The following is a 25468-nucleotide window of genomic DNA, read 5'->3' as shown; positions in this document are numbered from 1 at the left end:
TTTCGGGTCGACCTGCTGCCTGGTTTACGAGCGGTGGTGCCTCGCCCGAACTGGCCGTTCCGCGGGGGCCCGAGATAGACCTAACATGGTTTGGGGGAGTCGGGGCGAGGGCACCCCCGCCAGCGGCGCGATCGCACGCTCGTCGAGGATTGGGCAAGGGGGCGGTGTTTGCTCGCTCTGACCGGGCTTGCCGCGGTGACGAGTTCCTCGTCAGCTGCGGATCTGGCCGCCCGCCCCTACACCAAGGCTCCCGCCCCGATCGCGGTGGCGCCGAGCTGGACCGGCTTCTACATCTTCGGCGGTGGCGGCGGCGGCATCTGGGATGCTGACACCGGCGTTCAGTCGACCGTGACCGGCGCACCGATCCTCGGCTTCAACCAGCGCCAGGGCGGCGATGGCTGGTACGGCACCGTCGGCGCCGGTTACGATTGGCAGACCGCCAACAGCTGGGTCATCGGCGTGTTCGCTGACGGCCAGATCGGCAGCCGACGCGGAACCCGTCATCGCAGCAACCGCGGTCAGAGCGAGCAAAATCTTCTTCATTTCCAAATCCTCGACTAGCGTTCGATCGGGTCGCTGACGGGGGTGCACTGGCACCGATTCCCGAAACTCATGTCAGGACTATACGTGGTTCCGTCGGAAATGCTGTTGCGGGTGAGACACAACCGCCCGAAAACGAAGCCGCCGGGCGCTCCGAAAAGGCCAATGAAAACGGCCGCCCCCGATCAGGAGGGCGGCCGGAAAATCGTTTCAGATCAGCCGGTTGATCCTAGACGTCGAGCAGGTCGTCGCTGGCGAATTCGGCCTTGTCGGAGATGAAGGCAAAGCGGGCTTCCGCCTTGGTACCCATCAACCGCTCGACCGAATCGGCCGTGCCCTCGCGATCATCGGCCAGCAGCACCACGCGCAGCAGCGTGCGCTTGGCCGGATCCATCGTGGTTTCCTTCAGCTGCGCCGGCATCATCTCGCCGAGGCCTTTGAAGCGATTGACCTCGACCTTGGCGTTGGCGTTGAACTCGCTCTTCAGCAGCTCTTCCTTGTGCGCGTCGTCGCGCGCGTAGATCGACTTGGTGCCGTGCTTCAGTTTGTAGAGCGGCGGCACCGCCAGATAGAGATGGCCCTCGTCGATCAGCCGCGGCATCTGCCGGTAGAAGAAGGTGATCAGCAGCGATGCGATGTGCGCGCCGTCGACGTCGGCGTCGGTCATGATGATGATGCGCTGATAGCGCAGATCCTCTTCGCGGTAGTGCGCGAGCGTGCCGCAGCCGATCGCCTGCACGAGATCGGAGAGCTGCGCGTTGGCGGTCAGCTTGTCCTTGCCGGCGGAGGCGACGTTGAGGATCTTGCCGCGCAGCGGCAGCACGGCCTGGGTCTTGCGATCGCGCGCCTGCTTGGCGCTGCCGCCGGCCGAGTCACCTTCGACGATGAAGAGTTCGGAGCCTTCGGTGCCTGCGTCGGAGCAATCGGCGAGCTTGCCGGGAAGGCGCAGCTTCTTGCCTGCGGTCTTGCGCGCGGTTTCCTTTTCCTGGCGGCGACGCAGCCGGTCCTCGGCGCGATCGATCACAAAATCGAGCAGCCGGTTGGCCTGGTTCGGATTGCCCGACAGCCAGTGGTCGAACGGGTCCTTCATCGCCTGTTCGACGATGCGCTGCGCTTCGGCGGTGGCGAGACGGTCTTTCGTTTGGCCCTGGAATTCAGGCTCACGCACGAACACCGAAAGCATCACGGCCGCGCCCACCATCACGTCTTCCGAGGTGATGGAGGCCGCGCGCTTGCCCTGGCCGGCGCGCTCGGCATGGTCCTTCAGGCCGCGCAGCAGCGCGCTGCGCAGGCCCGATTCATGCGTGCCGCCGTCGGGCGTCGGCACGGTGTTGGTGTAGGACGACAGGAAGCCGTCGGCATCAGCAGTCCAGGCGACAGCCCATTCGCAGGCGCCATGCGCGCCGCTGCGGCCGGACTTGCCGGAGAAGATGTCCTGATGCACCAGCGTGTCGGCATGGATCGCCGCGGCCAGATAGTCCTTCAGGCCGCCGGGGAAGTGAAACTTGGCCTCCGCCGGAACGTCCTCGACGCCCTTCAGCAGTTCCTGATCGCAGTGCCAGCGAATCTCGACGCCGCCGAACAGATAGGCCTTCGAGCGCGTCATCTTGAACAGACGCTGCGGCTTGAAGGCCGCCTTGGCGCCGAAAATGTCGGTGTCCGGCTTGAAGCGGATGCGCGTGCCGCGGCGGTTGTTGACCTTGCCGAGGTCTTCGAGCTTGCCCTTGGGATGGCCGCGCTCGAAGGTCATGCGATGCAACTGCCCGCTGCGTGCGACCTCGACCTCGAGCCGCGAGGAGAGGGCGTTGACCACGGAGACGCCGACGCCGTGCAGGCCGCCCGAAGTCTCGTACACCTTGGAGTCGAACTTGCCGCCCGAGTGCAGCGTGCACATGATGACTTCGAGCGCCGACTTCTTCGGGAATTTCGGATGCGGGTCGACCGGAATGCCGCGGCCATTGTCGGTCACGGTCAGGAAGCCGTCGGTGGTCAGCTCCACGTCGATGAAGGTGGCGTGACCCGCGAGCGCCTCGTCCATGCAGTTGTCGATCACCTCGGCGAACAGGTGGTGCAGCGCCTTCTCGTCGGTGCCGCCGATATACATGCCGGGGCGCCGGCGGACCGGTTCCAGCCCTTCCAGCACCTCGATATCGGCCGCCGTATAGCCGGCTTCGGCGCCGGCTGCAGCCCGCGAGGCGGCCTTGGCCGGTGCACGTCCCTTCGGCTGCGGAGCCCCGAACAGGTCGTCGGCAGATTTACTTTTGGCGTTCGACTTCAATGATTTGGCCATGGTTCTTCAAGTGGCGCGCCGGTTTTGGCGCAGCGAATCGGTTGCTCTGACTATGCCACGGATGGGCTGCCAAATGGGGGCGGCCGCCCCCTGAAGAGCCGGCCGCCTGTGTAGATAGGTGCCCGCGATTACGCCCGCGAGGTGCGGAATACAACGACCGTGAACAGGGCCATGGCGACGACCACCATCAGCGAGCCGACGATCGGGGCCGCCTCGAACGCCGGCCCCCTCAACAGCACGCCGGCGACGCCGGCCGGAAACAGGATGCCGCCGACGATATGCAGCCAACCCTGGATCCTGGCGAGCAGCATCGTGCCTGCCGCCGGCACCAGCCGGTAGTAGAAGCCGAACAGGAACAGCAGCACGCCGCCGACGAGATTGAGATGCGCATGCGCCGGCCCCAACGTGAAGTCGTGCTGGATACCCATGGCGATGCCCGCGAGCATTCCGAACAGCAAGACGACAACCCCCACGCACATCATCAGTGACCCGATCATCCAGTGAATCCTTTTTCTTATGAGGGAGATGTCGGCCGGCCCGGACCGCGGAGCCTGTCGGAAATCACGTTTGATCCCCGCCTTTGTGACTTGATGTCACGCAATGGGCTGGCTTACCTGTTCTTAGGCTGCATGCCGGTAGAAAGGTTCATTCGAGGTTCAACGGAGCGGAAGGCACACGACGAAATGGAAGACCTTGCGCGGGCCCTGGCCGAATTCGTGCGCCATCACCAGGCCTGGGCCGCTCCGATCGTCCTGTTGCTGGCGTTCGCGGAATCGCTCGCCTTCATCTCGCTGCTGGTGCCGGCCTGGGGCGCGCTGGTTGCGATCGGCGCGCTGATCGGCGTCAGCGGGATCAGCTTCTGGCCGATCTGGATTGCAGGCGGCATCGGCGCCGCGCTCGGCGACTGGGTCTCCTACTGGTTCGGCTATCGCTACAAGGAGCAGGTCGCGCAGATGTGGCCGCTGTCGCGCTATCCCGAGATCCTGCCGCGCGGCGAAGCCTTCGTGAAGACATGGGGCGTGCCGAGCATCTTCATCGGGCGCTTCTTCGGTCCGCTGCGCGCCTCGGTGCCGCTTGCGGCCGGCATTTTCGAGATGTCGTACTGGCAGTTCCAGGTCGCCAATTTCGTCTCCGCGCTGGTCTGGTCCGCGGCGCTGCTGCTGTTCGGCGACGTCATTGCCCAAGGCATCGAGTGGATGTGGCGGGTGGTGTAGCGATGTCAGGAATATCGCGACCGCGCAGGGGTTAGGCCGGGAGGGCAACCGCTCGCGCTGTAGTCATCGCGCGAGTATCGAAACGCTGATACAACCGCGCGCACCAAGCGCGAGTTCATTGGGCGCCGCTTCACTGGGAGGACAACACATGGAATTGACACGACGTCACGCTCTCGCTGGCGCTGCCGGCATCGCAACCGCACCATTGTTATCAGCCGTTCCCGCGGTCGCCGCAGCGCCCGTAGCCGACAAGCAGGCGCCGAGTTTCTATCGCTACAAGGTCGGAGACATCCTCGTCACCGCGGTGTCCGACGGCAAGAATGTCTTCAAGCTGGAGGACTCGTTCATTCCGAATGCGAAGCGCGACGACGTCAATGCGGCGCTGGAGAAGGCGTTCATGCCGCGCGACATGATGACGATCTGGTTCGCGCCTCTCGTGCTCAGTACCGGCGGCAAGCTCGTGGTGATCGACACCGGCAACGGTGCGCTGGCCAAGGTGAGCAGCAAGGGCACCAATGGCCTGTTCGCCGACAATTTCGTTGCCGCCGGATTCGACCCCAAGAATGTCGACATGGTCGTGATCTCGCATTTCCACGGCGACCATGTGAATGGCCTGCTGACGGCCGAGGGCACGCCGGCATTCCCGAACGCCGAAGTGCTTGTGCCGGCCACCGAATGGAAGTTCTGGATGGATGACGGCGAGATGAGCCGGGCACCGGCCGGCCGCATGGCGGGCCTGTTCAAGAACAACCGCAACATCTTCGAGGCGGGCTTGAAGAAGAAGGTTACGCCCTATGAATGGGGCAAGGAGATCGCGCCGGGCCTGACCTCGGTCGAGACCGTCGGCCATACGCCGGGCCACACTTCCTACGTGCTGGCCTCGGGCTCGGACAAGGTCTTCATCCAGTCCGACGTCACCAACAACCCGAACCTGTTCGCGACCAACCCCGGCTGGCATGCGTTCTTCGACCAGGACGGCGACGTGGCGGAGAAGACCCGCCGCCGCATCTACGACATGGTGGTCGCGGAGCGGCTCCAGGTGCAGGGCTTCCATTATCCGTTCCCGGGCCTCGGCAACGTGGTGAAGGACGGCGTCGGCTACCGCGTCGTGCTGGCACCGTGGAATCCGGCGATCTGAACGGTTTTTCTTGACGTCAAAGGGGTGCGGCCCTATAGCCGCGCCCATGATCAACGCCGCGACCATCATCATTGCCCGCCGCCGCCGCATTATCGCGGTATGGGCGGTCGCTCGCGTTTAAGACCATCGCCTCTGCCGCCGGACCTGATCCCGCGGCGCTCTCCTCAAAAAGACACGCGGTTCGATCTGGCGGCTCCTTCGTCACGCAGGAGTTTCGACCATGTATACGCCACCGGTATTCAAGCCTGACCGCGCCGCGAGCCTTGCCTTCGCGGAAGCGCGCGGTTTCGGCATGGCCTGCGCGTGGGACGGCGGCAAGCCGATCGCCTCCGTGCTGCCGTTCTATTTGACCTACGCCGCCGACGGCACGCCGCGGGCGCTGTTTCATGTTGCCCGTCACAATCCGCTGGTAAAGCTGGTGGGCGGGGCTCCCTGGTTGTTGGCCGTCAACGGCGCGGATGCCTATGTGTCGGCGGACTGGTACGTGTCGCCCGACCAGGTGCCGACCTGGCTCTATCAGGCTGTGCATCTGACCGGGTCGGTGCGGACCCTGTCGGATGAGGAACTCGCGGTTCAGATCGACACGCTGAGCGCCAAGTTCGAGGACCGGCTGCTGCCGAAGCCCCCGTGGACGTCAGGCAAGATGACAGCCCCGCGGCTCGATGCCATGAAGAAGGCGATCGTGGGTTTTGAGATGACGGTGGAAGAGGTGGAGGGCAGCTTCAAGCTGAACCAGCACAAATCCGAAGCCGATTTCGCGGCGGTCGGCAACACGCTCGCTTTGCAGGCCGATTCCGGTGCCCGGGACATCGCTGCATTGATGCGCGAGGTGCGCCCGCAGGCTTTCGCGATGATACAGACCGAGATGACTACGCTTCCGAGGAGCGAGCAATGACGAAGAAGAAAATCGGAATTCTGGGCGCGTCCGGCTACACCGGCGCCGACGCGGTGCGCCTGTTGGCGCGGCACCCGAATGCCGAAATCACCGCGCTTACCGCCAACACCCATGCCGGCAAGACGATGAGCGAGGTGTTTCCTCACTTCTTCATGCTTGACCTGCCAAAACTCGTGGAATGGGAAAAGGTCGACTGGACGCGGCTCGATGCCGTGTTCTGCGGACTGCCGCACGGGACGACGCAAGAGATCATCGCTGCGGTGCTGAAAGCCAATCCCGGAATCAAGATCCTCGATATGTCCGCGGATTTCCGGCTGCGCAACAAAGACAGCTACGCGCAATGGTATGGCCATGAGCACCGGGCGCTCGAATTGCAGGACGAGGCCGTCTATGGGCTGACCGAGCTCTACCGGGAGAAGGTCGCGGCCGCGCGGCTGGTGGCCTGTCCCGGCTGCTATCCGACGGCGGTGCTGCTGGCGCTTGTTCCGCTGGCCAAGGCAAAGATGATTGACGTCGACGACATCGTCATCGACGCCAAGTCGGGTGTCACCGGCGCCGGACGCGGACTGAAGCAGAACACGCTGTTCAGCGAGGCCGGCGAAGGGTTGTCGCCCTATTCGATCGGAAGCCACCGACACTCGGCGGAGATCGAGCAGGAGATCGGTGCAGCCGCTGGCTCGGCCGTGACAGTGAACTTCACCCCGCATCTCATTCCGATGGCGCGGGGTGAGTTCTGCACATCTTATGTCAAGCTGAACGGGGCTACGCCGGACGATTTGCGCGCCGAGCTGGAAAAGGCCTACGCCGACGAGCCGTTCGTATATGTGACGAAGAAGGGCGTGTTGCCACAGACGCAGAACGTGCGTGGCTCGAATTACGTTCAGATCGGCGTCGTCGCCGACCGGATCAAGAACCGCGCCATCGTGCTCTCGACGCTCGACAATCTTGTGAAGGGGTCGGCCGGACAGGCGATCCAGAACATGAACCTGATGTTCGGCTTGCCCGAAACCACCGGACTGGAGCAGATCGCGCTGTTTCCGTGAGCGGGGGTTGTTAACGTGGACGAGGATGCGCTCGATCCAGGGATAGCTGCCCATCCCCGGATTGGCGGCGCAGGCGTGGCCAATGTGCTAGCAAACGAAACGAATGAGCTCGAAAGGAACGTGCCATGACCCTCACCGATACCAATCCAAAGACCAAGAGCGGTGCGACCAAGGCCACCGTGTTCGTCGATGGCGGCTCAGGCACCACCGGGCTCGGCATCCAGGAACGGCTGCATGCGATCGGCGACGTCGCGGTGAAGCATATCGCCGAGGACAAGCGGAAGGACGCCGGTGCCAAGCGCGCGCTGACGGAGGAGGTGGATCTCGTGATCCTCTGCCTGCCCGATGATGCCGCCAAGGAAACCGTCGCGCTGATCGACACCATGGGCAATTCAGCGCCGAAGGTGCTGGACGCGTCGACGGCCTATCGGGTCGCGCCCGACTGGGCCTATGGTTTCGCGGAGCTCGCGCCCGGCCAGGCCGACAAGATCCGCAACGCAAAAAAGGTCTCCAATCCGGGCTGCTATCCGACCGGCGCAATCGCGCTGCTGCGGCCGCTCGTCGACGGTGGCCTGCTGCCGGCCGACTATCCCGTCACCATCAATGCGGTGAGCGGCTATTCGGGCGGCGGCAAGTCGATGATCGCAAGCTTCGAAGACGGCTCGGCGCCGGCGTTCCATCTCTACGGGCTCGGCTTCGAGCACAAGCACGTGCCGGAGATGCAGCTCTACTCGCATCTGACGCGGCGGCCGCTCTTCATCCCGTCGGTGGGCAACTACCGGCAGGGCATGCTGGTCTCGGTGCCGCTGCAACTCGACGCGCTGCCGGGCAAGCCTGATGGAGCCGATCTGCAGGCTGTGCTGGCGAAGTGGTACGCCGGCAGCAAATACGTCTCGGCGATGCCGCTCCAGAACGAGGCCAGCACGGGCGGCAAAATCGAGCCGGAAGCACTCAACGAGACCAACCAGCTCGAGCTCTATGTCTTTGCCAGCGACAAGCACCGCCAGGCCGTGCTGGTCGCGCGGCTCGACAATCTGGGCAAGGGCGCCTCGGGTGCCGCGGTCCAGAACATGCGGCTGATGCTCGGACTGGCCGATAGCTGACGACGAGGCGCACCGTGGACGACGCCACGCTGCAATTCTATCGGCGCAATGCCGAGGCTTATGCCGGGTGGGCGAAAGCTCCGTCCGCCCGGCTGATCGGCTTTCTCAAGCTGTTGCCGCCGGGCGGCGCGATCCTCGAGCTCGGCTGTGGCGCCGGCAATCATGCCGCCGTCATGCTCGCCGAAGGTTTTCTGCTGCGCGCGACCGACGGTTCACCTGAAATGGCTGAAGTCGCGGCGCGCCGCATCAATCATCCGGTCGAGGCGATGCTGTTCGATGAGCTCGACGACCTGGAAGCCTATGACGGCGTCTGGGCCAGCGCGTGCCTGCTGCATGTTCCGCGCGACGAATTGGCCGGCATCCTCAGCCGCATCCATCGGGCGCTGAAGCCAGGCGGCATCTTCTACGCGAGCTACAAGATCGGCCATGGCGATGGCCGCGACAGCATCGGCCGCTACTACAATTATCCCGCGGCGGATTGGCTGGCGGCGACCTACGCATCGTCGGGGGCATGGACGCAGGTCTCGTCAGACACCAGCCAGATCAAGAGCTTTGACGAGGCGCCCGCCACGATGCTGCATATCGTGGTGCGCAAGAGCGGGGACTAGCGCCGGCGCGGTGGCCGGCGCCATGTTGTTGCTCAGACGATCTTGAAGATCGCCAGCGCCAGCACCGCCTGCGCGAGGAAGCCGACCGTGAAGGCCAGCGTGCGGAACACCGGCAGGCCGAGCGTGTAGACGACCAGATGCGCGACGCGGGCCCAGAAATAGACGGCGCAGGCGAGCACGGTCCATTTGGTGGAATAGTCGGCGGCGTTGAGGATCAGCACCAGCGGCGCGAAGATCACGAGGTTCTCGACCGCGTTGTCGTGGGCGAACATCAGCCGGTTGGCCCATTCGGCGTGGGGCTTGTCGCCGCGCGAGGGATTGCCCATGGCGCCGGAGAGGCCGCGCACCTGACAGCGGTTGATGATGTAGGGGATCCACAAAATGCCGGTCAGGATCACCGTCAGTGACAGCCAGAACAGTTCGCGCGTCATCGTCTCCCCCTCACGTCAATGCGATTCCCGACCGCCGGGATCGTCTGTTTATAGCTGAGCGGAAGAGTTCGCGCTACGCGCGGACGCGGACATAGCTGCCCGGTGCGTCCTCGAGCACCGGCGTTCCGTTGGCGCCCACGATGCGCGCCGGAACCATCTCCGGATCATGGCTCTCCAGCCAGGCGCGCCAGTCGGGCCACCACGAACCCTTGTGCTCCTCGGCGCCCTTCAGCCAGTCGGCGAGCTTGATGTCCTTGATGTTGTCATTGGTCCAGTACTGGTACTTCTTCGAGGCGGGCGGATTGACCACGCCGGCAATATGGCCGGAGCCGGCCAGCACATACCTCACCGGGCCGCCGAAGAACTGCGAGCCGTACAGCACCGATTCCGCCGGCGCGATGTGATCCTCGCGTGCCGCGAGATTGTAGACCGGCACTTTCACCTTCGACAGATCGAGCAGCGTGTTGTCGAGCACCATGGTGCCGGTCGACAGCCGGTTCTCCAGATAGCAGTTGCGCAGATAATAGGAGTGGTTCGACGACGGCATCCGCGTCGCGTCCGAATTCCAGTGCAGCAGGTCGAACGAGGAGGGCGACTGGCCCTTCAGATAATTGTTCACGACATACGACCAGATCAGGTCGTTCGAGCGCAGCATGTTGAAGGCCATCGCCATCTTGCTGCCCTCGAGCACGCCGGATTCCTGCATGTCGCGTTCCAGCGCCGAGATCTGGTCCTCGTCGACGAACACGAGCAGGTCGCCGGCGTGGGTGAAGTCGACCTGCGCGGCAAAGAACGTCGCCGACGTCACGCGCTGGCGGCGCTTCTCGGCGAGATAGGCCAGCGTCGAGGCGAGCATGGTGCCGCCGACGCAATAGCCGGCGGTGTGCACCTTCATCTCGCCGGTGACCTTCTCGATCACGTCCATCGCCGTGAGCGGGCCCTCGGTCATGTAGTCGGCCCAGGTCTTCTTGCCGAGCTCCTTGTCCGGATTGACCCAGGAGATCACGAACACCGTGATGCCCTGGTCGACGCACCATTTGACGTAGGATTTCTCGGGGCGCAGATCGAGGATGTAGAACTTGTTGATCCAGGGCGGCACGATCAGCAGCGGCGTGCGCAGCACGCTCTCCGTCGCAGGCGAATACTGGATCAACTGCATCAGCTCGTTCTGGTAGATCACCTTGCCCGGCGTCGTCGCCATGTTGACGCCGACCTCGAGATTGCTCGAATCGGACTGGCGGATCTTCAGCGTGCCGTGGCCGGCTTCGATATCCTCGGCCAGCATCTTCATGCCGCGCACCAGATTGTCGCCGTTGGTCTCGACGGTCGCGCGCAGCACTTCCGGGTTGGTCAGCACGAAGTTCGACGGCGCCAGCGCGTTGGTGATCTGCTGGACGTAGAATTCGGCCTTCTTGCGGGTATGCGGATCGATCCCGTCGGCGTCGTGGACCAGCTGCTGCGCCCATTTCGCGGTCAAGAGGTAAAGTTGAAGGATGAAGTCGAAGAACTGATTCGATTTCCACTCCGGATCCTGGAAGCGCTTGTCGCGCGGGGCCGGCGCGATCGCGGGCTTGGCATCGGCTTCGCCGGCCAGGCGGCGCACCGCCGTGCCCCAGAGATCGAGGTAATCCTTGCCGAGCTGCATCTGCAGCGACGAGGCGCGCTCCTTGTCGGACAGCCAGTATTCGGCGATCACGCTGAAGGTCTTGATGACCTCACCGAGCTCGTTCGGCGGCTTGTCGCGGACTTCGCCGGTCTGGCGCGGCTTGAGATAGGCGGCCAGCGCCTGGCCACTGCTCTCCATCGCCCTGGCGATGTTCATGGCGAAGGCTTCGGCGTTGAATTTCGGGGCGGCTTGGATGTCGGTACTGACGTTGCTCATTTGAAGGACAATATCGCGTCGTTTGGGGGTCGTCATCGCGCGGTGCGGCAACGAAAATCAGTGAAAATCCGATGTTTCGCTGTGTTGCGGTGCGACAAAAAATCTTTGTTCGGTCATATTGAAGCCTCAGGGGTCGCTTTTGCTGTTCACGGCTTAAGCGTTTCGAGCGACAATCGTTTGAAACGATTAAAGCCAGGATTAACGCAGCGGGGACGCTGCAAGGCTCGTACCAGTGCGACCCGTGTCGGCAACGTGCGACCTGCGCGCTAGCTTGTTGGGGACAATTCGGCGCATGCCGATCGATAGAATGAACAGAGGGCCCGCGGCCGCAGTGCTGCTCGCGTCGTTGCTGGCGCTGAGCGGTTGCTCGAGCACGATTGCCGATATGGGCATGCCCGCCGACGCGCCGGCGCGGCAAAAGGATGCCGGCGGCTACCTCCCGGTCCACGACCTTCCGCCTGACCGCGCCGATCCGACGATCAAGCCGGCGGATCAGGCCAAGATCGAGCAGGAGCTGGTTGCCGCCCGCGAGCGCCAGACCCAGGCGTCGGCCCAGGCCGGCAAGTGAGCGGTACAAGTGAGCCGCGCCAGGTGGCCGATCAGCGCTGGCGCCGCCCGGCGTCCGTGCTAAAAGAAACCCAGTTCAACCGCAGATCCGGCCGCAGCCCCCAGATCGTGCGCCTGAATTCGCTCTAAATCATTGATTCAGCGCGATTTCTGTAAGAGGCCGTGACGGCTTCCGCAAATCTACCAAGGGGGTCGATTCTGGCGTCGCGGTTGTCGGAGCAAGGGTCCCATGGAAGATTTTTACCGCATTCGCCGTCTGCCGCCTTACGTCTTTGAAAAGGTCAACCAGGCCAAGGCGGCCGCGCGCAATGCCGGGGCCGACATCATCGACATGGGCATGGGCAACCCGGACCTGCCGACCCCGTCGCATGTGATCGAGAAGCTCAAGGAGACCCTGGGCAAGCCGCGGACCGACCGCTACTCGGCCTCGCGCGGCATCAACGGCCTGCGCAAGGCCCAGGCCGCCTATTATGCGCGCCGCTTCGGCGTCAAGCTGAACCCCGATACGCAGGTGGTTGCGACGCTCGGCTCGAAGGAGGGGTTTGCCAACGTCGCGCAGGCGATCACCGCGCCCGGCGATGTCGTGCTGTGCCCGAACCCGAGTTACCCGATCCACGCCTTCGGCTTCCTGATGGCGGGCGGCGTGATCCGCTCGGTGCCGTCGGAGCCGACGCCGCAGTTCTTCGAGGCGGTCGAGCGGGCGATCATCCATTCGATTCCGAAGCCGATCGCGCTGATCGTCTGCTACCCGTCGAATCCGACCGCCTATGTCGCGGACCTCGACTTCTACAGGGATCTGGTCGCATTCGCGAAGAAGCACGACATCTTCATCCTGTCCGATCTGGCCTATGCCGAGGTCTATTTCGACGAGGACAAGCCGCCGCCGTCGGTGCTGCAGGTGCCCGGCGCGATCGACGTCACCGTCGAGTTCACCTCGATGTCGAAGACCTTCTCGATGGCCGGCTGGCGCATGGGCTTTGCGGTCGGCAATGAGCGCATCATCGCCGCCCTGGCGCGGGTCAAATCCTATCTCGATTACGGCGCCTTCACGCCGGTCCAGGTGGCGGCGACCGCGGCGCTGAACGGTCCCGACGACTGCATCCGCGAGATGCGCGACACCTACCGCAAGCGCCGCGATGCGCTGGTTGAGTCATTTGGCCGCGCCGGCTGGGACATTCCGCCGCCGCAGGCCTCGATGTTCGCCTGGGCGCCGCTGCCCAAGGCGTTCGAGGCGGTCGGCAGCATGCAGTTCGCGACCCTGATGGTGGAGAAATCCGGCGTCGTGGTGTCGCCCGGCGTTGCGTTCGGCGAACATGGCGAAGGCTATGTCCGCATCGCGATGGTGGAGAACGAGCAGCGCATCCGGCAGGCCGCGCGCGGCGTGCGCCGCTTCCTTGAAAGCGGCATCGAAACGTTGCACAACGTCGTTCCTCTCGCCAACCGACGCTGATCCTTCCAGGTTGCTTAATCTCCAGGTCCTTTAAATCCATGGTCGCACCCCTGAACGTGGGCATAGCGGGGCTCGGCACCGTCGGTGCCGATGTCGTCCGCCTCATCGAAACGCAAGGCCGGGCGCTCGCCGAGCGCAGCGGCCGCGGCGTTCGCGTCGTCGCCGTCACGGCGCGCTCGAAAGCCAAGAAGCGTGGCCTCGACCTGCGCGGCATCGCCTGGGCGAAGAGCCCCGAGGCGCTGGCCGAAGATCCCAACATCGACTGCTTCGTCGAACTGATGGGCGGCTCCGGCGATCCGGCGCTCTCCGCGATCGAGACCGCGCTGAAGGCCGGCAAGTCGGTCGTGACAGCCAACAAGGCGCTGATCGCCAAGCATGGCCTGCGGCTCGCGGCGGCTGCCGAGAAGCACGGCGGCGCGCTGAACTTCGAGGCGGCGGTCGGTGCGGCGATCCCTGTCATCAAGACCCTGCGCGAGGGTCTCGCCGGCACCAGCGTCAACCGCGTCTATGGCATCCTCAACGGCACCTGCAATTACATCCTGACCCGGATGGAGCAGGAGGGGCTGTCGTTTGAAGAATGCCTGAAAGACGCCCAGCGTCTCGGCTACGCCGAAGCCAACCCGTCATTCGACGTCGATGGTCACGATACCGCGCAGAAGCTGGCGATCCTGGCGAGCCTCGCCTTCGGAACCAAGGTCGCCGAAAGCGCTGTATATGTCGAAGGCATCTCCTCGATCACGCCGGAAGACCTCAAGGCCGCGGCGGAACTCGGTTACCGCGTCAAGCTGCTCGGCGTTGCCGTGCGCACGGCAAAGGGCATTGAGCAGCGCGTGCACCCGACCATGGTGCCGAAATCATCGTCGATCGCGCAGGTGATGGGCGTCACCAATGCTGTCGCAATCGACGGCGAGGGCATTCCGCCGATCACGCTGGTCGGGCCCGGCGCCGGCGGCGGCGCGACCGCCTCGGCCGTGGTGGCCGACATCGCCGACGTGGCCCGCGGCATTCGCGCCAAGCCGTTCGGCCGTCCGGTCGAGCGGTTGCGCGACACCTCCAAGGCGCCGATGGAACGCCATGAGGGTGGTTACTATATCCGCCTGATGGCGCGCGATCTTGCAGGCACTGCCGCAACAATCGCCACCCGGCTCGCGGAACAGAAGATATCTCTCGAATCCATCGTGCAACGGCACCCGGATGGCGTCGATGTGAATGGCGCGGCCAAAAAACCTTCACCGGTCCCCGTCATTCTGATTACCTATGCGACCAGCGAGGATGCCGTGCATCGCGCGCTGGCCGCAGTGCAGCGCGATAAGGTCATCAGCGGCCGGCCGCAGGTGATCCGGATCGAGAAGAACTAGCGCATGGCCTGAACGGGTCGGGCGTGAGACGATTGATGCGGGCAGGCTGGCCTGTCCCAGAGGCTTAAGGAGTACGCCGATGTCGACCCATATTTCCGTTCCGCCGCAGATGCTGCTCGAGCGCATCCTGACGCTCGAAATCGTGCGCGTGACGGAGCGCGCGGCGGTGTCGGCCGCGCGGCTGCGCGGCCACGGCCAGGAGAAGGCCGCCGACAAGGCCGCGGTCGACGCGATGCGCCGTGAGCTCAACAAGCTGCCGATCGAAGGCACCGTCGTGATCGGCGAGGGCGAGCGCGACGAGGCGCCGATGCTGTTCATCGGCGAGAAGGTCGGCCTCAACGCCGGTCCCAAGGTCGACATCGCGGTCGACCCGCTCGAAGGCACCACGCTGTGCGCCAAGAACATGCCCGGCTCGATCGCCACCATGGCGATGGCCGATGGCGGTACGCTGCTGCACGCGCCGGACGTCTACATGCAGAAGATCGCGATCGGCCCGGGCTACGCCAAGAATGTGATCGAGCTCGACGCGCCGCCGGCCGACAACGTGCGCCGGCTCGCCAAGGCCAAGGGCGTCGACCCCACCGCCATCAACGTGCTGGTGCTCGACCGTCCGCGCCATGCCGAGATCATCAACAGCGTGCGCTCGACCGGCGCCGCCGTGCAGCTGATCACCGATGGCGACGTCGCCGGCGTCATTCACTGCGCCAAGCCCGATGAGACCGGGGTCGACATGTATATCGGCACCGGCGGCGCGCCCGAGGGTGTGCTGGCGGCGGTCGCGCTGCGTTGCATCGGCGGCCAGATGCAGTGCCGCCTGATCCTCGACACCGAAGAGAAGCGCGAGCGCGCGCACAAGATGGGCGTCATCGATCCGAAGATGATCTACGGCATCGAGGACATGGCCAAGGGCGACTGCCTGTTCGCCGCCACCGGCGTCACCACCGGCTCGCTGCTGACGGGCGTGAAGTTCAAGAAGGACGTGATCGAGACCGAGACGGTCGTGATGCGCTCGGTGACCGGCACCGTGCGCTACATCAAGGCCGAGCATCGGCAGCTGGAGAAGTTCCACCTGGACTAAGGCTGTCGTTCCGGGGCGATGCGCAGCATCGAACCCGGAACCTCGAGATTCCGGGTTCGCGCTCGAGCGCGCCCCGGAATGACGGATCAAGCAAGAACAACAATAGCGGGAGACGCGCATGTCCGATCTGTCCGGGGTCAAGGCGCTGGTGTTCGACGTGTTCGGCACCGTGGTCGACTGGCGCACCAGCCTGATCAACGATTTCACCAAATGGGGCGAGACGCGCGGGATCAAGGCCGACTGGACCGCATTGGTCGACGGCTGGCGCGCGGTCTATGCGGCCTCGATGGACGAGGTGCGCAAGAATCCGCAGAACGCCTACGTCATCCTCGATGAGTTACACCGCCGCTCGCTGGAGAATCTGGTCGCTCAGTTCGACATCAAGGGACTCACCGAGGCCGACCTGCAGCATCTGACAAAGGGCTGGCATCGCCTGCATGGTTGGCCCGACAGCGTCGCCGGGCTGACCCGGTTGAAGAGCAAATACATCATCTCGCCGCTCTCCAACGGCAACGTCGCGCTGCTCACCAACATGGCGAAGTTCGCGGGCCTGCCCTGGGACCTCGTGATGTCGGCCGAGTTGTTCGAGCACTACAAGCCGGACCCGGAAACCTATCTCGGCGCCGCGAAGCTGCTCTGCCTGCCGCCGGAGCAGGTGATGATGGTCGCCGCGCACAACTACGATCTCAAGCACGCCCAGAAGCACGGCCTGAAGACCGCCTTTGTCGCGCGGCCGACCGAATACGGCCCGCTGCAGAAGGTCGATTTCGAGGCCACCGGCAACTGGGACATCGTGGCCAAGGATTTCGGGGAAATCGCCAGCCGGATGGGCTGCTAGAACTGGCTTGGGATTCACTGAGGCGCTACGATTCCTGCCTGATTGGAAAGGAATCATGACGCTCCACGCATCCGCATTGCCCGTCGAAGCGCCGCTGGCGTTTCTTGGTGTGTCGCGGTCGCTGACCGGAAAGCTCTGGCGCGACCGGCTGGATGCGCGCGGGGCGGCGCGGGCGCTCGCGATCGTGCAGCGCTATCAATTGCCGGAAATGCTGGCGCGCGTGCTGGCTGGGCGCGATGTCGCGATCGACGATGTCGCCGACTTCCTCGACCCGACCATCCGCAAGCTGATGCCGGATCCCCATACGGTTACCGAGATGGAGCATGCGGCCAAGCGTATCGCGGATGCCGCGGTACGCGGGGAGAAGGTCGCGATCTTCGGTGACTATGACGTCGACGGTGCGACCTCGGCGGCGCTGCTGACATGGCATCTGCGCCATTGCGGGCTCGATCCACTGATCCACATTCCCGACCGCATTTTCGAAGGCTACGGGCCGAACATCGACGCCGTTCGTGCGCTCGCGGCAAAGGGCGCGACGCTGCTCGTCACCGTCGATTGCGGCACCACCAGCATCGAGCCACTGGCGGAAGCCAGGAAGCTCGGGATGTCGGTCGTGGTGATCGATCATCATCAGACCGGCGATGATCTGCCCGAGGTCGACGCGCTGGTGAATCCGAACCGGCCCGACGATCTCTCCGGGCTCGGCCATCTCGCGGCCGTTGGCCTCGTGTTCGTGACATTGGTCGCGGTGAACCGCGAGCTGCGTCAGCGCGGCTTCTGGACCGGCGTGATGCCGGAGCCGGACCTGCTCAGCATGTTGCATCATGTCGCGCTCGGCACCGTCGCCGACGTCGCGCCGCTGATCGGGCTCAACCGGGCCTTCGTCGCCAAGGGCCTGATCGCGATGCGCCGGCGCGATCATGTCGGCCATACCGCGCTGATGGATGTGGCGCGGCTGAACGGTCCGCCGGAGGCCTGGCATCTCGGCTTCATGCTGGGGCCGCGCATCAATGCCGGCGGCCGCATCGGGCGCGCCGATCTCGGCGTGCGGCTGTTGCTCGAAGGCGATGTTTCGGAGGCCGCACGGATCGCGGCCGAGCTCGACCGCCTCAACAGCGAGCGGCGCGTGATCGAGCAGGCGGCCGAGGCGCAGGCCGAAGCCGAGGCGCTGGCCTCGCTTGGGCTGGAGGACAAGGGCGCTGTCATCGTCACCGCGGCGGAAGGCTGGCATCCCGGCGTGGTCGGGCTCGTCGCCGCGCGGCTGAAGGAGAAGTTCGCGCGTCCTGCGTTTGCGATCGCGCTCGAGCCGGGCGGCATCGGCACCGGATCGGGCCGTTCGATCGGCGGCGTCGATCTCGGCAAGGCGGTGCGCCAGGCGGTGCACGATGGGCTGCTGATGAAGGGCGGCGGGCACGCGATGGCGGCGGGTGTGACGCTGCGCAAGGAGAAGCTCGCGGAATTCCGTGCCTACATGGAAAGCGCGCTGGCGGCCGACGTCGCCAACTCTCGCCACGAGAACGAGCTGTTCATCGATGGTGCGGTCACCGCGCGCGCGGTGACGCCGGAATTCGCCGCGACGCTCAATCGCGCGGGCCCGTTCGGCAGCGCCAATCCGGAGCCGGTGATTGCGCTGCCGTCGCATCAGCTGGTCTATGCCGATGAGGTCGGGCAGGCGCATCTGCGGCTGCGCTTCAAGTCCGGCGACGGTTCCATCGTCAACGGTATCGCATTCCGCTCCGTTGGACAGAAGCTCGGCAGCGCCTTGACGCAAAATCGTGGCCAGCAACTTCACGTGGCGGGCTCTCTTGCAGTCGACCGTTGGCAAGGCACCGAACGTGTGCAATTCCGTGTCCTCGACGTCGCGGCGCCGGATCAGGGCCCGACGGTGATCCGATAAGAAACGTTGGGAGAGGACATGTCAGGACAGGTTGAAGGCAAGGTCGCGCTGGTGACAGGCGGCGCGTCGGGTATCGGCGAAGCCATCGTCGAATTGCTCGCGCAGGAAGGCGCGACGGTTGTCGCGACCGACATCGACGAATTGAGGGGACCGGAGCTCGCTGCGCGGCTCACGAAAGCCGGGCGCAAGGTGAGCTTCCTGCCTCAGGACGTCACCAGCGAGGAGCGCTGGATCGAGGTCATCAGCGAGATCGGCAAGCGGCATGGCCGCCTCGATATCATGGTCTCGAACGCCGGCATCGGCATCGGAGCGCCGTCGATTGTCGAGATGTCGCTCGCGGATTGGCGCCGGCAGACCGCCATCAATATCGATGGCGTGTTCCTGTCGGTGAAGCATTCTCTGCCGCTGATGCGCAAGCACGGCGGCGGCTCCATCATCATGATGTCGTCGCTGGCCGGCCTGCGCGGTGCGGCGACGCTTTCCGGCTACAGCGCCACCAAGGGCGCGGTCCGGTTGTTTGCCAAGTCGATCGCGATGGAATGCGCCCAGGTCGGCGACGGCATCCGCGTCAACTCCGTGCATCCCGGCATCATCGATACGCCGATCTGGGGCAAGATCCCGACCGGCGCAACCGGCGCCGGCCAGAACGCGCCGATCGATCCGGAGGAGCGTGCGAGGTTCGCAACGCCGCTCGGCCGCGCTGGCCAGGCGATCGAGATCGCGCAGGGCGTGCTCTATCTCGCCTCGGATGCGTCGCGCTATGTCACCGGCAGCGAGCTCGTGATCGACGGCGGTATGAACGCCGGCGGCGTGGTGCGCCAGCCTCCGACGTAGGGAGTGTAGCCCGCATGAGCGGAGCGACATGCGGGAAAATCGCCCCGGGTGTCGCTTCGCTCACCCGGGCTACAAGCTCTGCTAGGACGGCGAGGGACTACCTAGCCGCCTTGCCGTAACCGCGCCAGCACCTTGAGGCCGCCGTAACCGTCGGCGGGCAGCAGGCTCATCTTGATCTGGTAATCCTTGATCGCCTTCATGGTGTCGTTGCCGACGCGGCCGTCGGTGCCGCCGGTGTCGAAGCCGGCCTTGGTCAGCCGCGTCTGCATCTCCTGCACTTCGGCCAGCGTCAGCGCGCGCTCGGAGCCCGGGAAGGGCTGGATGAACGGCGGGCCGCCGAGACAGCGATCGCCGAGATGGCAGATCGCCAGCGCGTAGTTCATCGACGGGTTGTAGCTCTTCACCGAGTTGAAGTTCGGGCCGAGCAGGAAGGCTGGACCGCCGGCGACGGGAATCCAGAGCTGCGCCGATGCATTCGGCTGCGGGAACGGCTGGCCGTCGGCTCTGACGACGCCGGCGCTGGCCCAGGCTGCGTAGCTGCGGCTGCCGCTGGCATTGCCGCCGGGCGCGCGCACCTCGTAGCCCCAATGCTCGCCGCGGTGCCACTTGCCGCGATTGACGAGATACTTCGCGGTCGAGCCCAGCGCGTCGTCGGGCCGGCCGAACGGCGAGACCTTGCCGTCACCGTCATAGTCGAAGCCGACATTGAGCCAGACTTCCGGCATCCACTGCGAATGGCCCATCGCGCCGGCCCACGAGCCGTTCATCTCCTCGGGCGTGCTCCAGCCGCGCTGCACGATCTTCATCGCGTTGATCAGCTCGGTCTCCCAATAGGCCTTGCGGCGCGGCTCGTTCCAGGCGAGCGCGGCGAGCGAGGGAAACACCGGCGTCATGTGATTCTGCTGCACCAGCGGATCGCCATAAGCGGACTCGACGCCCCACAATGCGAGCAGCGTGCCGCGCTCGACGCCGAAGTCGCGCTCGATCCGGCCGAACAGCGCGTCGTTTTTCTTCAGGGCCTCGCGGCCGTGGATAATGCGCCAGTCGGAGACGCGACGGTTGATGTACTGCCAGATCTGCTCGCGGAATTCCGGTTGATTACGCATCTGCTTGAACACGCTCATGTCGGGCTCGACCCGTCCCATGCAGCGATTCCAGGTTGCATCCGAGATGCCTTTTGCCTGCGCGCGGGCGCGGAAATTATCGCGCCACTGGTCGAAGCCGGGAGGCGCGGCTGCGAGCGCGCCGAGCGGATTGGCGAGCGCAACGCCGGCGGCGAGCGCCGTCTTGAGGACGGCACGACGGGCAGGGGACTTCGGAGAATCAGGCTGTTTCATCGGGCCAGTGTAGCGGCGCCGATCGGGTGAGCCAAAGCCACGCCGCCGCAGGAATCACTATTTGAGCATGCCCTTGTCGGAAAACCGGTTCCCACTTTTCCGGGACATGCTCTAGCTATCCTGCAAATCTATGGCGATTTTTGACAGCCATTGCCGGACAATTTGGTCCGATCTGGCATCGAGGCTGGCGGCAAGCCGGCGCTCCTGGGCCTGGGCGATATGGCGGCATTTCTCCAGCAGCGTGGTTCCATGGCCGGTCAGCGTCCATTGCAGCACCCGGCCATGAACAGGATGCGGCGTCTTGCGGATCGCGCCGTCGCGCTCGAGGTTGCGGATGATCACGCTGACGGTCTGCGGCGTCAGCAGCGCCACCCGCGCCAGATCGGCGCCCGAGAGGCCCGGATAGGCCTTGAGCATGGTGAGCACGACGAATTGCGGCGAGGTGACGCCGAGCCCGGCGAGCCCGCGCTCCATCGACAGCCGCGACGCCGCATGCGCCTGGCGCAGCAGATAGGCGAGATAGCCCTGTTCGCCGCGCTTGCCCTCGCCGGGGGGCGGGACGGCAGAGGCGGGCAGGGCGTCCGCGGCCTTTCCACCGGCTTTTGTCCGGTCCGGACGCCGCCCAGCGGCACCGGATTTCCCTCGTTTCTGCATTCCCGCCATGTTGCCGTCGCCAATGTCCGCGTCTTGCTCAATATCAGAGCTCTGATAATATGTCAGTACACTGATAACATGAGGCCGCGCCAATGTCACATGCTCGCAAGGAATACACCGACTTCGAGAAGCTCGCTCCCGATGTGTTCGCCGCCGTGCGTGCGCTCGGCCAGTTCGCGGCGAAGGCCGGCCTCGACAAGCAGCTGCTGGAGCTGGTCAAGATCCGCGCCTCGCAGATCAATGGCTGCGCCTTCTGCGTGCAGTATCACGTCCTGCAAAGCGAGAGCCTCGGCGTGCCCGTCGACAAGCTGAACCTCGTCGTGGTGTGGCGCGAGGCGCCGCAGTTCTCGGCCCGCGAGCGCGCCGCGCTGGCCTGGACCGAAGCGCTGACGACCATGCCGAACGGCGTCAGCGACGAGGTCTACGCGCAGGCCACCGCCGAATTCTCCGAACAGGAACTGACCTATCTGACCTCGGCGATCGCGTCGATCAATGTCTGGAACCGGTTCGGCGCAGCCTATCGCTGGACGCCGCCGCCGCGCCGGCAGCGCGCGGACGCCCCGGCTTCGTAAGCATCGAGACGGATCAGAACGACAATAGACAGGGGAGACCAACCGATGAGCTCGATGGCGATGACACCATCTCTTTCATTCGCACGGCCGCCGCGCCCGGTTTCGCTGGCCGTGATCGCGGGACTGGCGTGCGCCTTCGTGATCGGCAAGGCGTTGCCGACCCCGATGGATGCGATCTCCGCGGTGATCGCGCCGCTCTGCGCCAGCGCGAATGCGGCGTCGCCGCTCGACAAGGTCGAGGTCATCAGCTCGCATGCGCTGCCCAACGTGGCGGGCAAGCGCGTCACGGTGGTGCGCGTGTTCTACGGTCCGGGCGGCTTCACGCCGCCGCACCGCCATTCGGGTTCGGTGACGGCCTACATCACGAAGGGCGAGATCCGCTCCCAGCTCGGCGGCGGGCCGGTCGAGACCTTCAAGGTCGGCCAGTCGTTCTTCGAGCCGCCGGGCTCGACCCACATGGTCTCGGCCAATGCGAGCACCACGGAGCCCGCGGAACTGATCGCGGTGTTCGTGGCCGACGAAGGCGCGCAGCTGACCACGATGCTCCAATAGCCGCTATCGATCGACGGGAGGCTGCAAGCGCACTGGACCAGTTTGCTGCTCAGCTTGAGTGAAAGTGGACCTTGCGTGCAATGCGGCGCGTCGATTGATTGCGTGACAGGTTGCGCTGCAGGCTGCTGACGAGGGACAATGTGATGATCAGTCTGAAGGGACTCTCTGCCTTCCCGATAACGCCCTCGAACCGGGATGGGCAGGTCGATACGGGCGCTCTGCGCGCACTGCTCGAACCTTTGATTGCGGCGAAGGTGGATTCGATCGGGCTGCTCGGAAGCACCGGGTCATATCCGTATTTCAGCCGCGAGGAGCGGCTGCGGGCGGTGCAAGCGGCGACCGCCTTGGCCGACGGCAGGACGCCGATCCTGGTCGGTATCGGCGCGCTGCGCACCGACGAGGCGGTGCGTTTGGCGCAAGATGCGCGTGATGCCGGTGCGGCGGCGGGCCTTTTGGCGGCGGTTTCCTATACGCCCCTGACTGATGATGAGGTCTTCGAGCATTTTCAGACCGTGGCCCGCGAGAGCAGGTTGCCGATCTGCATCTACGACAATCCCGGAACCACCCATTTCCGGTTCACGCCGGCTCTGATCGGCCGTCTCGGCCGTGTCGAGGGAATCGTCGCGGTGAAGAGCCCGGCGCTGGACGCCGCGAACCTGGCAGGCCATCTCAGGGAATTGCGGGCTGTCGTTCCTGGCGGCGTAGCGTTGGGTTACAGCGCCGACTGGAATTGCACCGAGGCGCTGTTGGCGGGTGGGGACACCTGGTACAGCGTCCTCGCAGGCATCTTCCCGAGGATTTGCCTCGATATCATCCGCGCTGTGAGGAGCGGCGATGCGGCCCGGGCGCGACAGCTCGATGCGCGCTTGCTGCCGATGTGGGAGCTGTTCAAGGCATACTCGGGTCTGCGCGTCGTCTACGCGCTTGCCAATCTCAGAGGCATCTGTACGGCCGAGCCCCCACGTCCGATCCTGTCGCTACCCGCCGACGCTCAGCGGAGGGTCCAGGAGACGGTGGCCGCATTGGAGATCGACTGACTGCGTCGCGCGGGGCGTGACGGGAGGGGATCCAGTATCTGAGCTGCAGCGCGGTGTGGCTTCCATCCGCGCGCAAAATCGGCATAACCAGTCGCAAGGCGTGCTCGGCATTCTGGGAGGCGTACGATGCGATTGCTGGCGTTTCTGTTGACCTTGCTGGTTCCTGCAATGGCATGGGCCGAGGAACCCGCAACCAATGCACCGGCGCTGTGGGGCAGCCCCACGGTCGACAATGGCGCCTGCTGCAAGACGCTCGGCGAGGTCCGCGGCAATATCGATCGGCTCGACCGTGAGATCGTGCGCCTGATGGCGGAGCGCGGCCGCTATGTGCATGAAGCCGCGCGCTTCAAGGCCAACCCCGCGCAGGTCGAGGCGCCGGAGCGCGCCGAGGCTGTGGTGAAAAAGGCGATGGCGCTCGCGGATGCGGACGGGCTGTCGCCCAAGGTTGCCGAAGCCGCTTATCGCGCCATGGTGCGCGCCTTTATCGATTACGAGCAGGGCATTTTCGCAGCAGCCGCGTCGCGCGGTGATGCACCCTGGAGAAATAGCTAGTTGCTGCCGCCTTCGTGGGTGTCGATGCGATGCAGGACATCGTCGGGCAGGGCATGCGCAATGGCCGCGGCAGGTCCGGGCTCGGGCCCGATCTCGCGGCCGCGGCCGCGGATCAGCCGCTCATAGGCCGACACCAGCGTGGTGTAGGGATTGACCCAGAGCCAGCCGTCGCGCGTGAACACCTGCACGTCGAAATGCAGATGCCGTGACGTGCCGTTGGGATGGTCGAGATAGTTCGAGACCACGCCGATCTTCTCGCCCTCGGCAACGCGGCGTCCGTTGAGTAGGCCGTCGACGTCCATCACCGACGGGTTCATGTGCATGTAGCGGAAGCGGACATGCTCGGTGCGGGTGTTGACCTGCAAAGTCGCCGCCTGCTGCTGCGACGAGCGAATCACGATGCTGTCGCGCACCGCGACCACCGCCTGCTGCCTCGGCTCGCAACTGTCCTTGCTGTCGGCGGGACACGCGCCCGGCCTGATATCCTGGCCCTGATGGCCGTAGCCGCTGGCGCATTGGCCGACCTCGAAGCTGCGCGCCTCGCAGAAATTGTCCTGCCAGGAATACTCGTCCGCGGTCGCGCCCGCCTTGCGCCTGGCGAAGGATTGCGAGTGCGCGAAGGCCGGTGCCTTATCGAGCGGAAAGCGGATCTGCGAATAAACGGTGAAATCGGCGTGGCCGCCCTGCTGCCTGCGCCCGCCGCTGCCCGCGACGATGTCGCCGCTCGGGCGGTAGCTGAAGTCGACCGCCTGTGTGATCGGCCGCTCGGCGAAGCTGGAGGCGATGTCGCCGCGCGGCTCCGAGGGCTGCCCGCCGGCGATGCGCAACGCCTTCAGGAAGCGCTCGGCGACCGGAGTGGCCTCGCGACAGGCCAGCCGCTTCGCCCGCGGCGCGCTGTCGAGACACTGGATCGACACGACATAGGGAATCCCGAAGCGGGTGAAAGCATAGCGGAGGTAGCCTTCGCGGATGACGCGGCGCATGTCCGGAAACTGCGCGGCCAGTGCCTTGACCGGCTCGCCCTTGCCGCCGAGCCTGTCGGCGAGGTCATAGACCAGGATCGAGCCCGAGATCTGCACCTCGACCGGCTTTGCAAACGTCCGCGGCGGCATGCCGTCGCCGGCACCGGGGTCGAGCGAGAATACCGCGTCATAGCCGGACGCGCCGGCCTGGAAGAGATCGACAGCGCGGAAATCGGCCTGATAGCGCGCGACCGGCAGGTTGTCCGATCCAGCGCCTTGCCGCGCGTCGAGATAGCTTGCGGGGTCGAAAGGCAGCAGCACCGGGATCGGGCTGCGCGCAATGCCGGGGAAGAGCGGCGAGGTCGCCGCATTGAGCTGCACCAAAGCGGGCGTCGCCCGCGGATCGGTGGCGGGGACGCGGCGTTGTCCGGCGAAGGTGAAGTTGGCGGCGACGGCCGGGCGGGAGCTGATCTCCTGCTGCAGCTGGTCGAGCACGGCGCGCCATTCGACCCGCATGGCCGAGATCGATGGCGTCCGGAATTCGTCGGCATGGGCGCCGGGAGGAGGCAAAAGCGGGGCTGCCAGCCAGCAACTGATGAAGCTGACCACCTTCCTGTTCACTGCACCCCCCGGTTC

The 25468-nt window shown here is 65.2% G+C and carries 24 protein-coding genes and 1 pseudogene; 18 read left to right on the top strand and 7 right to left on the bottom strand.

Features of this window, described 5'->3' with window-relative positions; translation table 11 throughout:
• Positions 1-168: 168 nt before the first annotated feature.
• A pseudogene (locus FNJ47_RS04520) lies at positions 169-498 on the top strand (outer membrane protein); the annotation flags it as partial.
• 271 nt (positions 499-769) lie between these two features.
• On the opposite strand, the gene parE reads toward FNJ47_RS04520, so the two are convergent.
• Together parE and FNJ47_RS04510 are read right to left on the bottom strand one after the other, a co-directional pair.
• Complete coding sequence (parE, locus tag FNJ47_RS04515; protein WP_163151033.1) at positions 770-2830, bottom strand: DNA topoisomerase IV subunit B; 2061 nt, start codon at positions 2828-2830, stop codon at positions 770-772.
• Positions 2831-2958: 128 nt separating this feature from the next.
• Entirely contained in the window at positions 2959-3327 is a 369-nt protein-coding gene (locus tag FNJ47_RS04510; RefSeq protein ID WP_163151031.1) for a hypothetical protein, read from the bottom strand.
• Between the two features lie 186 nt (positions 3328-3513).
• Between FNJ47_RS04510 and FNJ47_RS04505 the strand changes: the two genes are divergently transcribed.
• The 6 genes from FNJ47_RS04505 (at position 3514) to FNJ47_RS04480 (ending at position 8831) form a co-directional block, all read left to right on the top strand.
• Positions 3514-4044 (top strand): DedA family protein, encoded by a 531-nt coding sequence (locus FNJ47_RS04505; RefSeq protein WP_163151029.1) that lies wholly within the window; start codon positions 3514-3516, stop codon positions 4042-4044.
• Positions 4045-4192: 148 nt separating this feature from the next.
• Positions 4193-5182 carry an MBL fold metallo-hydrolase gene (locus FNJ47_RS04500; protein ID WP_163151027.1) on the top strand — a complete coding sequence of 330 codons (990 nt, stop codon included), beginning with the start codon at positions 4193-4195 and terminating at the stop codon, positions 5180-5182.
• Positions 5183-5402: 220 nt separating this feature from the next.
• Positions 5403-6077, top strand: coding sequence for an FMN-binding negative transcriptional regulator (locus tag FNJ47_RS04495; RefSeq protein ID WP_163151025.1), 675 nt, complete (start codon positions 5403-5405; stop codon positions 6075-6077).
• Positions 6074-7120, top strand: a complete 1047-nt coding sequence (gene argC / locus FNJ47_RS04490) for an N-acetyl-gamma-glutamyl-phosphate reductase (RefSeq protein WP_163151023.1) — start codon at positions 6074-6076, stop codon at positions 7118-7120. The genes FNJ47_RS04495 and argC (FNJ47_RS04490) overlap by 4 nt, the downstream gene beginning before the upstream one ends.
• Positions 7121-7245: 125 nt before the next feature.
• Positions 7246-8223, top strand: coding sequence for an N-acetyl-gamma-glutamyl-phosphate reductase (argC, locus tag FNJ47_RS04485; protein WP_163151021.1), 978 nt, complete (start codon positions 7246-7248; stop codon positions 8221-8223).
• Between the two features lie 14 nt (positions 8224-8237).
• Positions 8238-8831, top strand: a complete 594-nt coding sequence (locus tag FNJ47_RS04480; protein WP_163151019.1) for a methyltransferase domain-containing protein — start codon at positions 8238-8240, stop codon at positions 8829-8831.
• Between the two features lie 32 nt (positions 8832-8863).
• Here FNJ47_RS04480 and FNJ47_RS04475 read toward each other — a convergent pair whose 3' ends face one another.
• A complete protein-coding gene (locus FNJ47_RS04475) occupies positions 8864-9262 on the bottom strand; it encodes an MAPEG family protein (RefSeq protein ID WP_163151017.1) in 399 nt (132 codons plus the stop codon).
• A 73-nt stretch (positions 9263-9335) separates the two neighbouring features.
• On the bottom strand, positions 9336-11144 hold the full coding sequence (locus FNJ47_RS04470; protein ID WP_163151015.1) for a PHA/PHB synthase family protein: 1809 nt from the start codon (positions 11142-11144) through the stop codon (positions 9336-9338).
• Between the two features lie 292 nt (positions 11145-11436).
• On the opposite strand from FNJ47_RS04470, the gene FNJ47_RS04465 reads away from it, so the two are divergent.
• The 7 genes from FNJ47_RS04465 to FNJ47_RS04435 all read left to right on the top strand — a co-directional run bounded on the left by FNJ47_RS04465 (position 11437) and on the right by FNJ47_RS04435 (position 19166).
• Positions 11437-11712, top strand: coding sequence for a hypothetical protein (locus tag FNJ47_RS04465; protein ID WP_163151013.1), 276 nt, complete (start codon positions 11437-11439; stop codon positions 11710-11712).
• A 228-nt stretch (positions 11713-11940) separates the two neighbouring features.
• Entirely contained in the window at positions 11941-13161 is a 1221-nt protein-coding gene (locus tag FNJ47_RS04460) for an LL-diaminopimelate aminotransferase (protein WP_163151012.1), read from the top strand.
• Positions 13162-13199: 38 nt separating this feature from the next.
• Positions 13200-14519: a homoserine dehydrogenase gene (locus FNJ47_RS04455; protein WP_163151010.1), complete on the top strand. Its 1320-nt coding sequence runs from the start codon at positions 13200-13202 to the stop codon at positions 14517-14519.
• A 79-nt stretch (positions 14520-14598) separates the two neighbouring features.
• Positions 14599-15597, top strand: coding sequence for a class II fructose-bisphosphatase (gene glpX, locus FNJ47_RS04450; protein ID WP_163151008.1), 999 nt, complete (start codon positions 14599-14601; stop codon positions 15595-15597).
• Positions 15598-15715: 118 nt separating this feature from the next.
• A complete protein-coding gene (locus tag FNJ47_RS04445) occupies positions 15716-16435 on the top strand; it encodes a haloacid dehalogenase type II (protein WP_163151006.1) in 720 nt (239 codons plus the stop codon).
• A 55-nt stretch (positions 16436-16490) separates the two neighbouring features.
• The gene (recJ, locus tag FNJ47_RS04440; RefSeq protein WP_163151004.1) at positions 16491-18332 is read left to right on the top strand and encodes a single-stranded-DNA-specific exonuclease RecJ; all 1842 of its coding nucleotides are present in this window, start codon (positions 16491-16493) and stop codon (positions 18330-18332) included.
• A gap of 18 nt (positions 18333-18350) precedes the next feature.
• The gene (locus tag FNJ47_RS04435) at positions 18351-19166 is read left to right on the top strand and encodes an SDR family NAD(P)-dependent oxidoreductase (protein WP_163151002.1); all 816 of its coding nucleotides are present in this window, start codon (positions 18351-18353) and stop codon (positions 19164-19166) included.
• 101 nt (positions 19167-19267) lie between these two features.
• Here FNJ47_RS04435 and FNJ47_RS04430 read toward each other — a convergent pair whose 3' ends face one another.
• Both FNJ47_RS04430 and FNJ47_RS04425 read right to left on the bottom strand, forming a co-directional pair.
• The gene (locus tag FNJ47_RS04430; RefSeq protein WP_163151000.1) at positions 19268-20503 is read right to left on the bottom strand and encodes a lytic murein transglycosylase; all 1236 of its coding nucleotides are present in this window, start codon (positions 20501-20503) and stop codon (positions 19268-19270) included.
• A 111-nt stretch (positions 20504-20614) separates the two neighbouring features.
• Entirely contained in the window at positions 20615-21166 is a 552-nt protein-coding gene (locus FNJ47_RS04425; protein ID WP_163150998.1) for a MarR family winged helix-turn-helix transcriptional regulator, read from the bottom strand.
• An 83-nt stretch (positions 21167-21249) separates the two neighbouring features.
• Here FNJ47_RS04425 and FNJ47_RS04420 point away from each other — a divergent pair, with 83 nt between their 5' ends.
• From FNJ47_RS04420 to FNJ47_RS04405, 4 genes are all read left to right on the top strand, one after another.
• Entirely contained in the window at positions 21250-21729 is a 480-nt protein-coding gene (locus FNJ47_RS04420) for a carboxymuconolactone decarboxylase family protein (RefSeq protein ID WP_163150996.1), read from the top strand.
• 45 nt (positions 21730-21774) lie between these two features.
• Positions 21775-22281: a cupin domain-containing protein gene (locus tag FNJ47_RS04415; protein ID WP_175068345.1), complete on the top strand. Its 507-nt coding sequence runs from the start codon at positions 21775-21777 to the stop codon at positions 22279-22281.
• A gap of 143 nt (positions 22282-22424) precedes the next feature.
• The gene (locus FNJ47_RS04410; protein WP_163150994.1) at positions 22425-23318 is read left to right on the top strand and encodes a dihydrodipicolinate synthase family protein; all 894 of its coding nucleotides are present in this window, start codon (positions 22425-22427) and stop codon (positions 23316-23318) included.
• 126 nt (positions 23319-23444) lie between these two features.
• Positions 23445-23870 (top strand): chorismate mutase, encoded by a 426-nt coding sequence (locus FNJ47_RS04405; protein WP_163150992.1) that lies wholly within the window; start codon positions 23445-23447, stop codon positions 23868-23870.
• On the opposite strand, the gene FNJ47_RS04400 is transcribed toward FNJ47_RS04405, so the two are convergent.
• Positions 23867-25453 (bottom strand): M23 family metallopeptidase, encoded by a 1587-nt coding sequence (locus FNJ47_RS04400; protein ID WP_163150990.1) that lies wholly within the window; start codon positions 25451-25453, stop codon positions 23867-23869. The two genes, FNJ47_RS04405 and FNJ47_RS04400, sit on opposite strands and share 4 nt — an antisense overlap.
• Positions 25454-25468 lie beyond the last annotated feature (15 nt).

This window comes from Bradyrhizobium uaiense (assembly GCF_010811875.1).
In the GTDB taxonomy this organism is placed as follows: Bacteria; Pseudomonadota; Alphaproteobacteria; order Rhizobiales; family Xanthobacteraceae; genus Bradyrhizobium; species Bradyrhizobium uaiense.
This window is presented reverse-complemented; position numbering and strand designations above follow the sequence as displayed.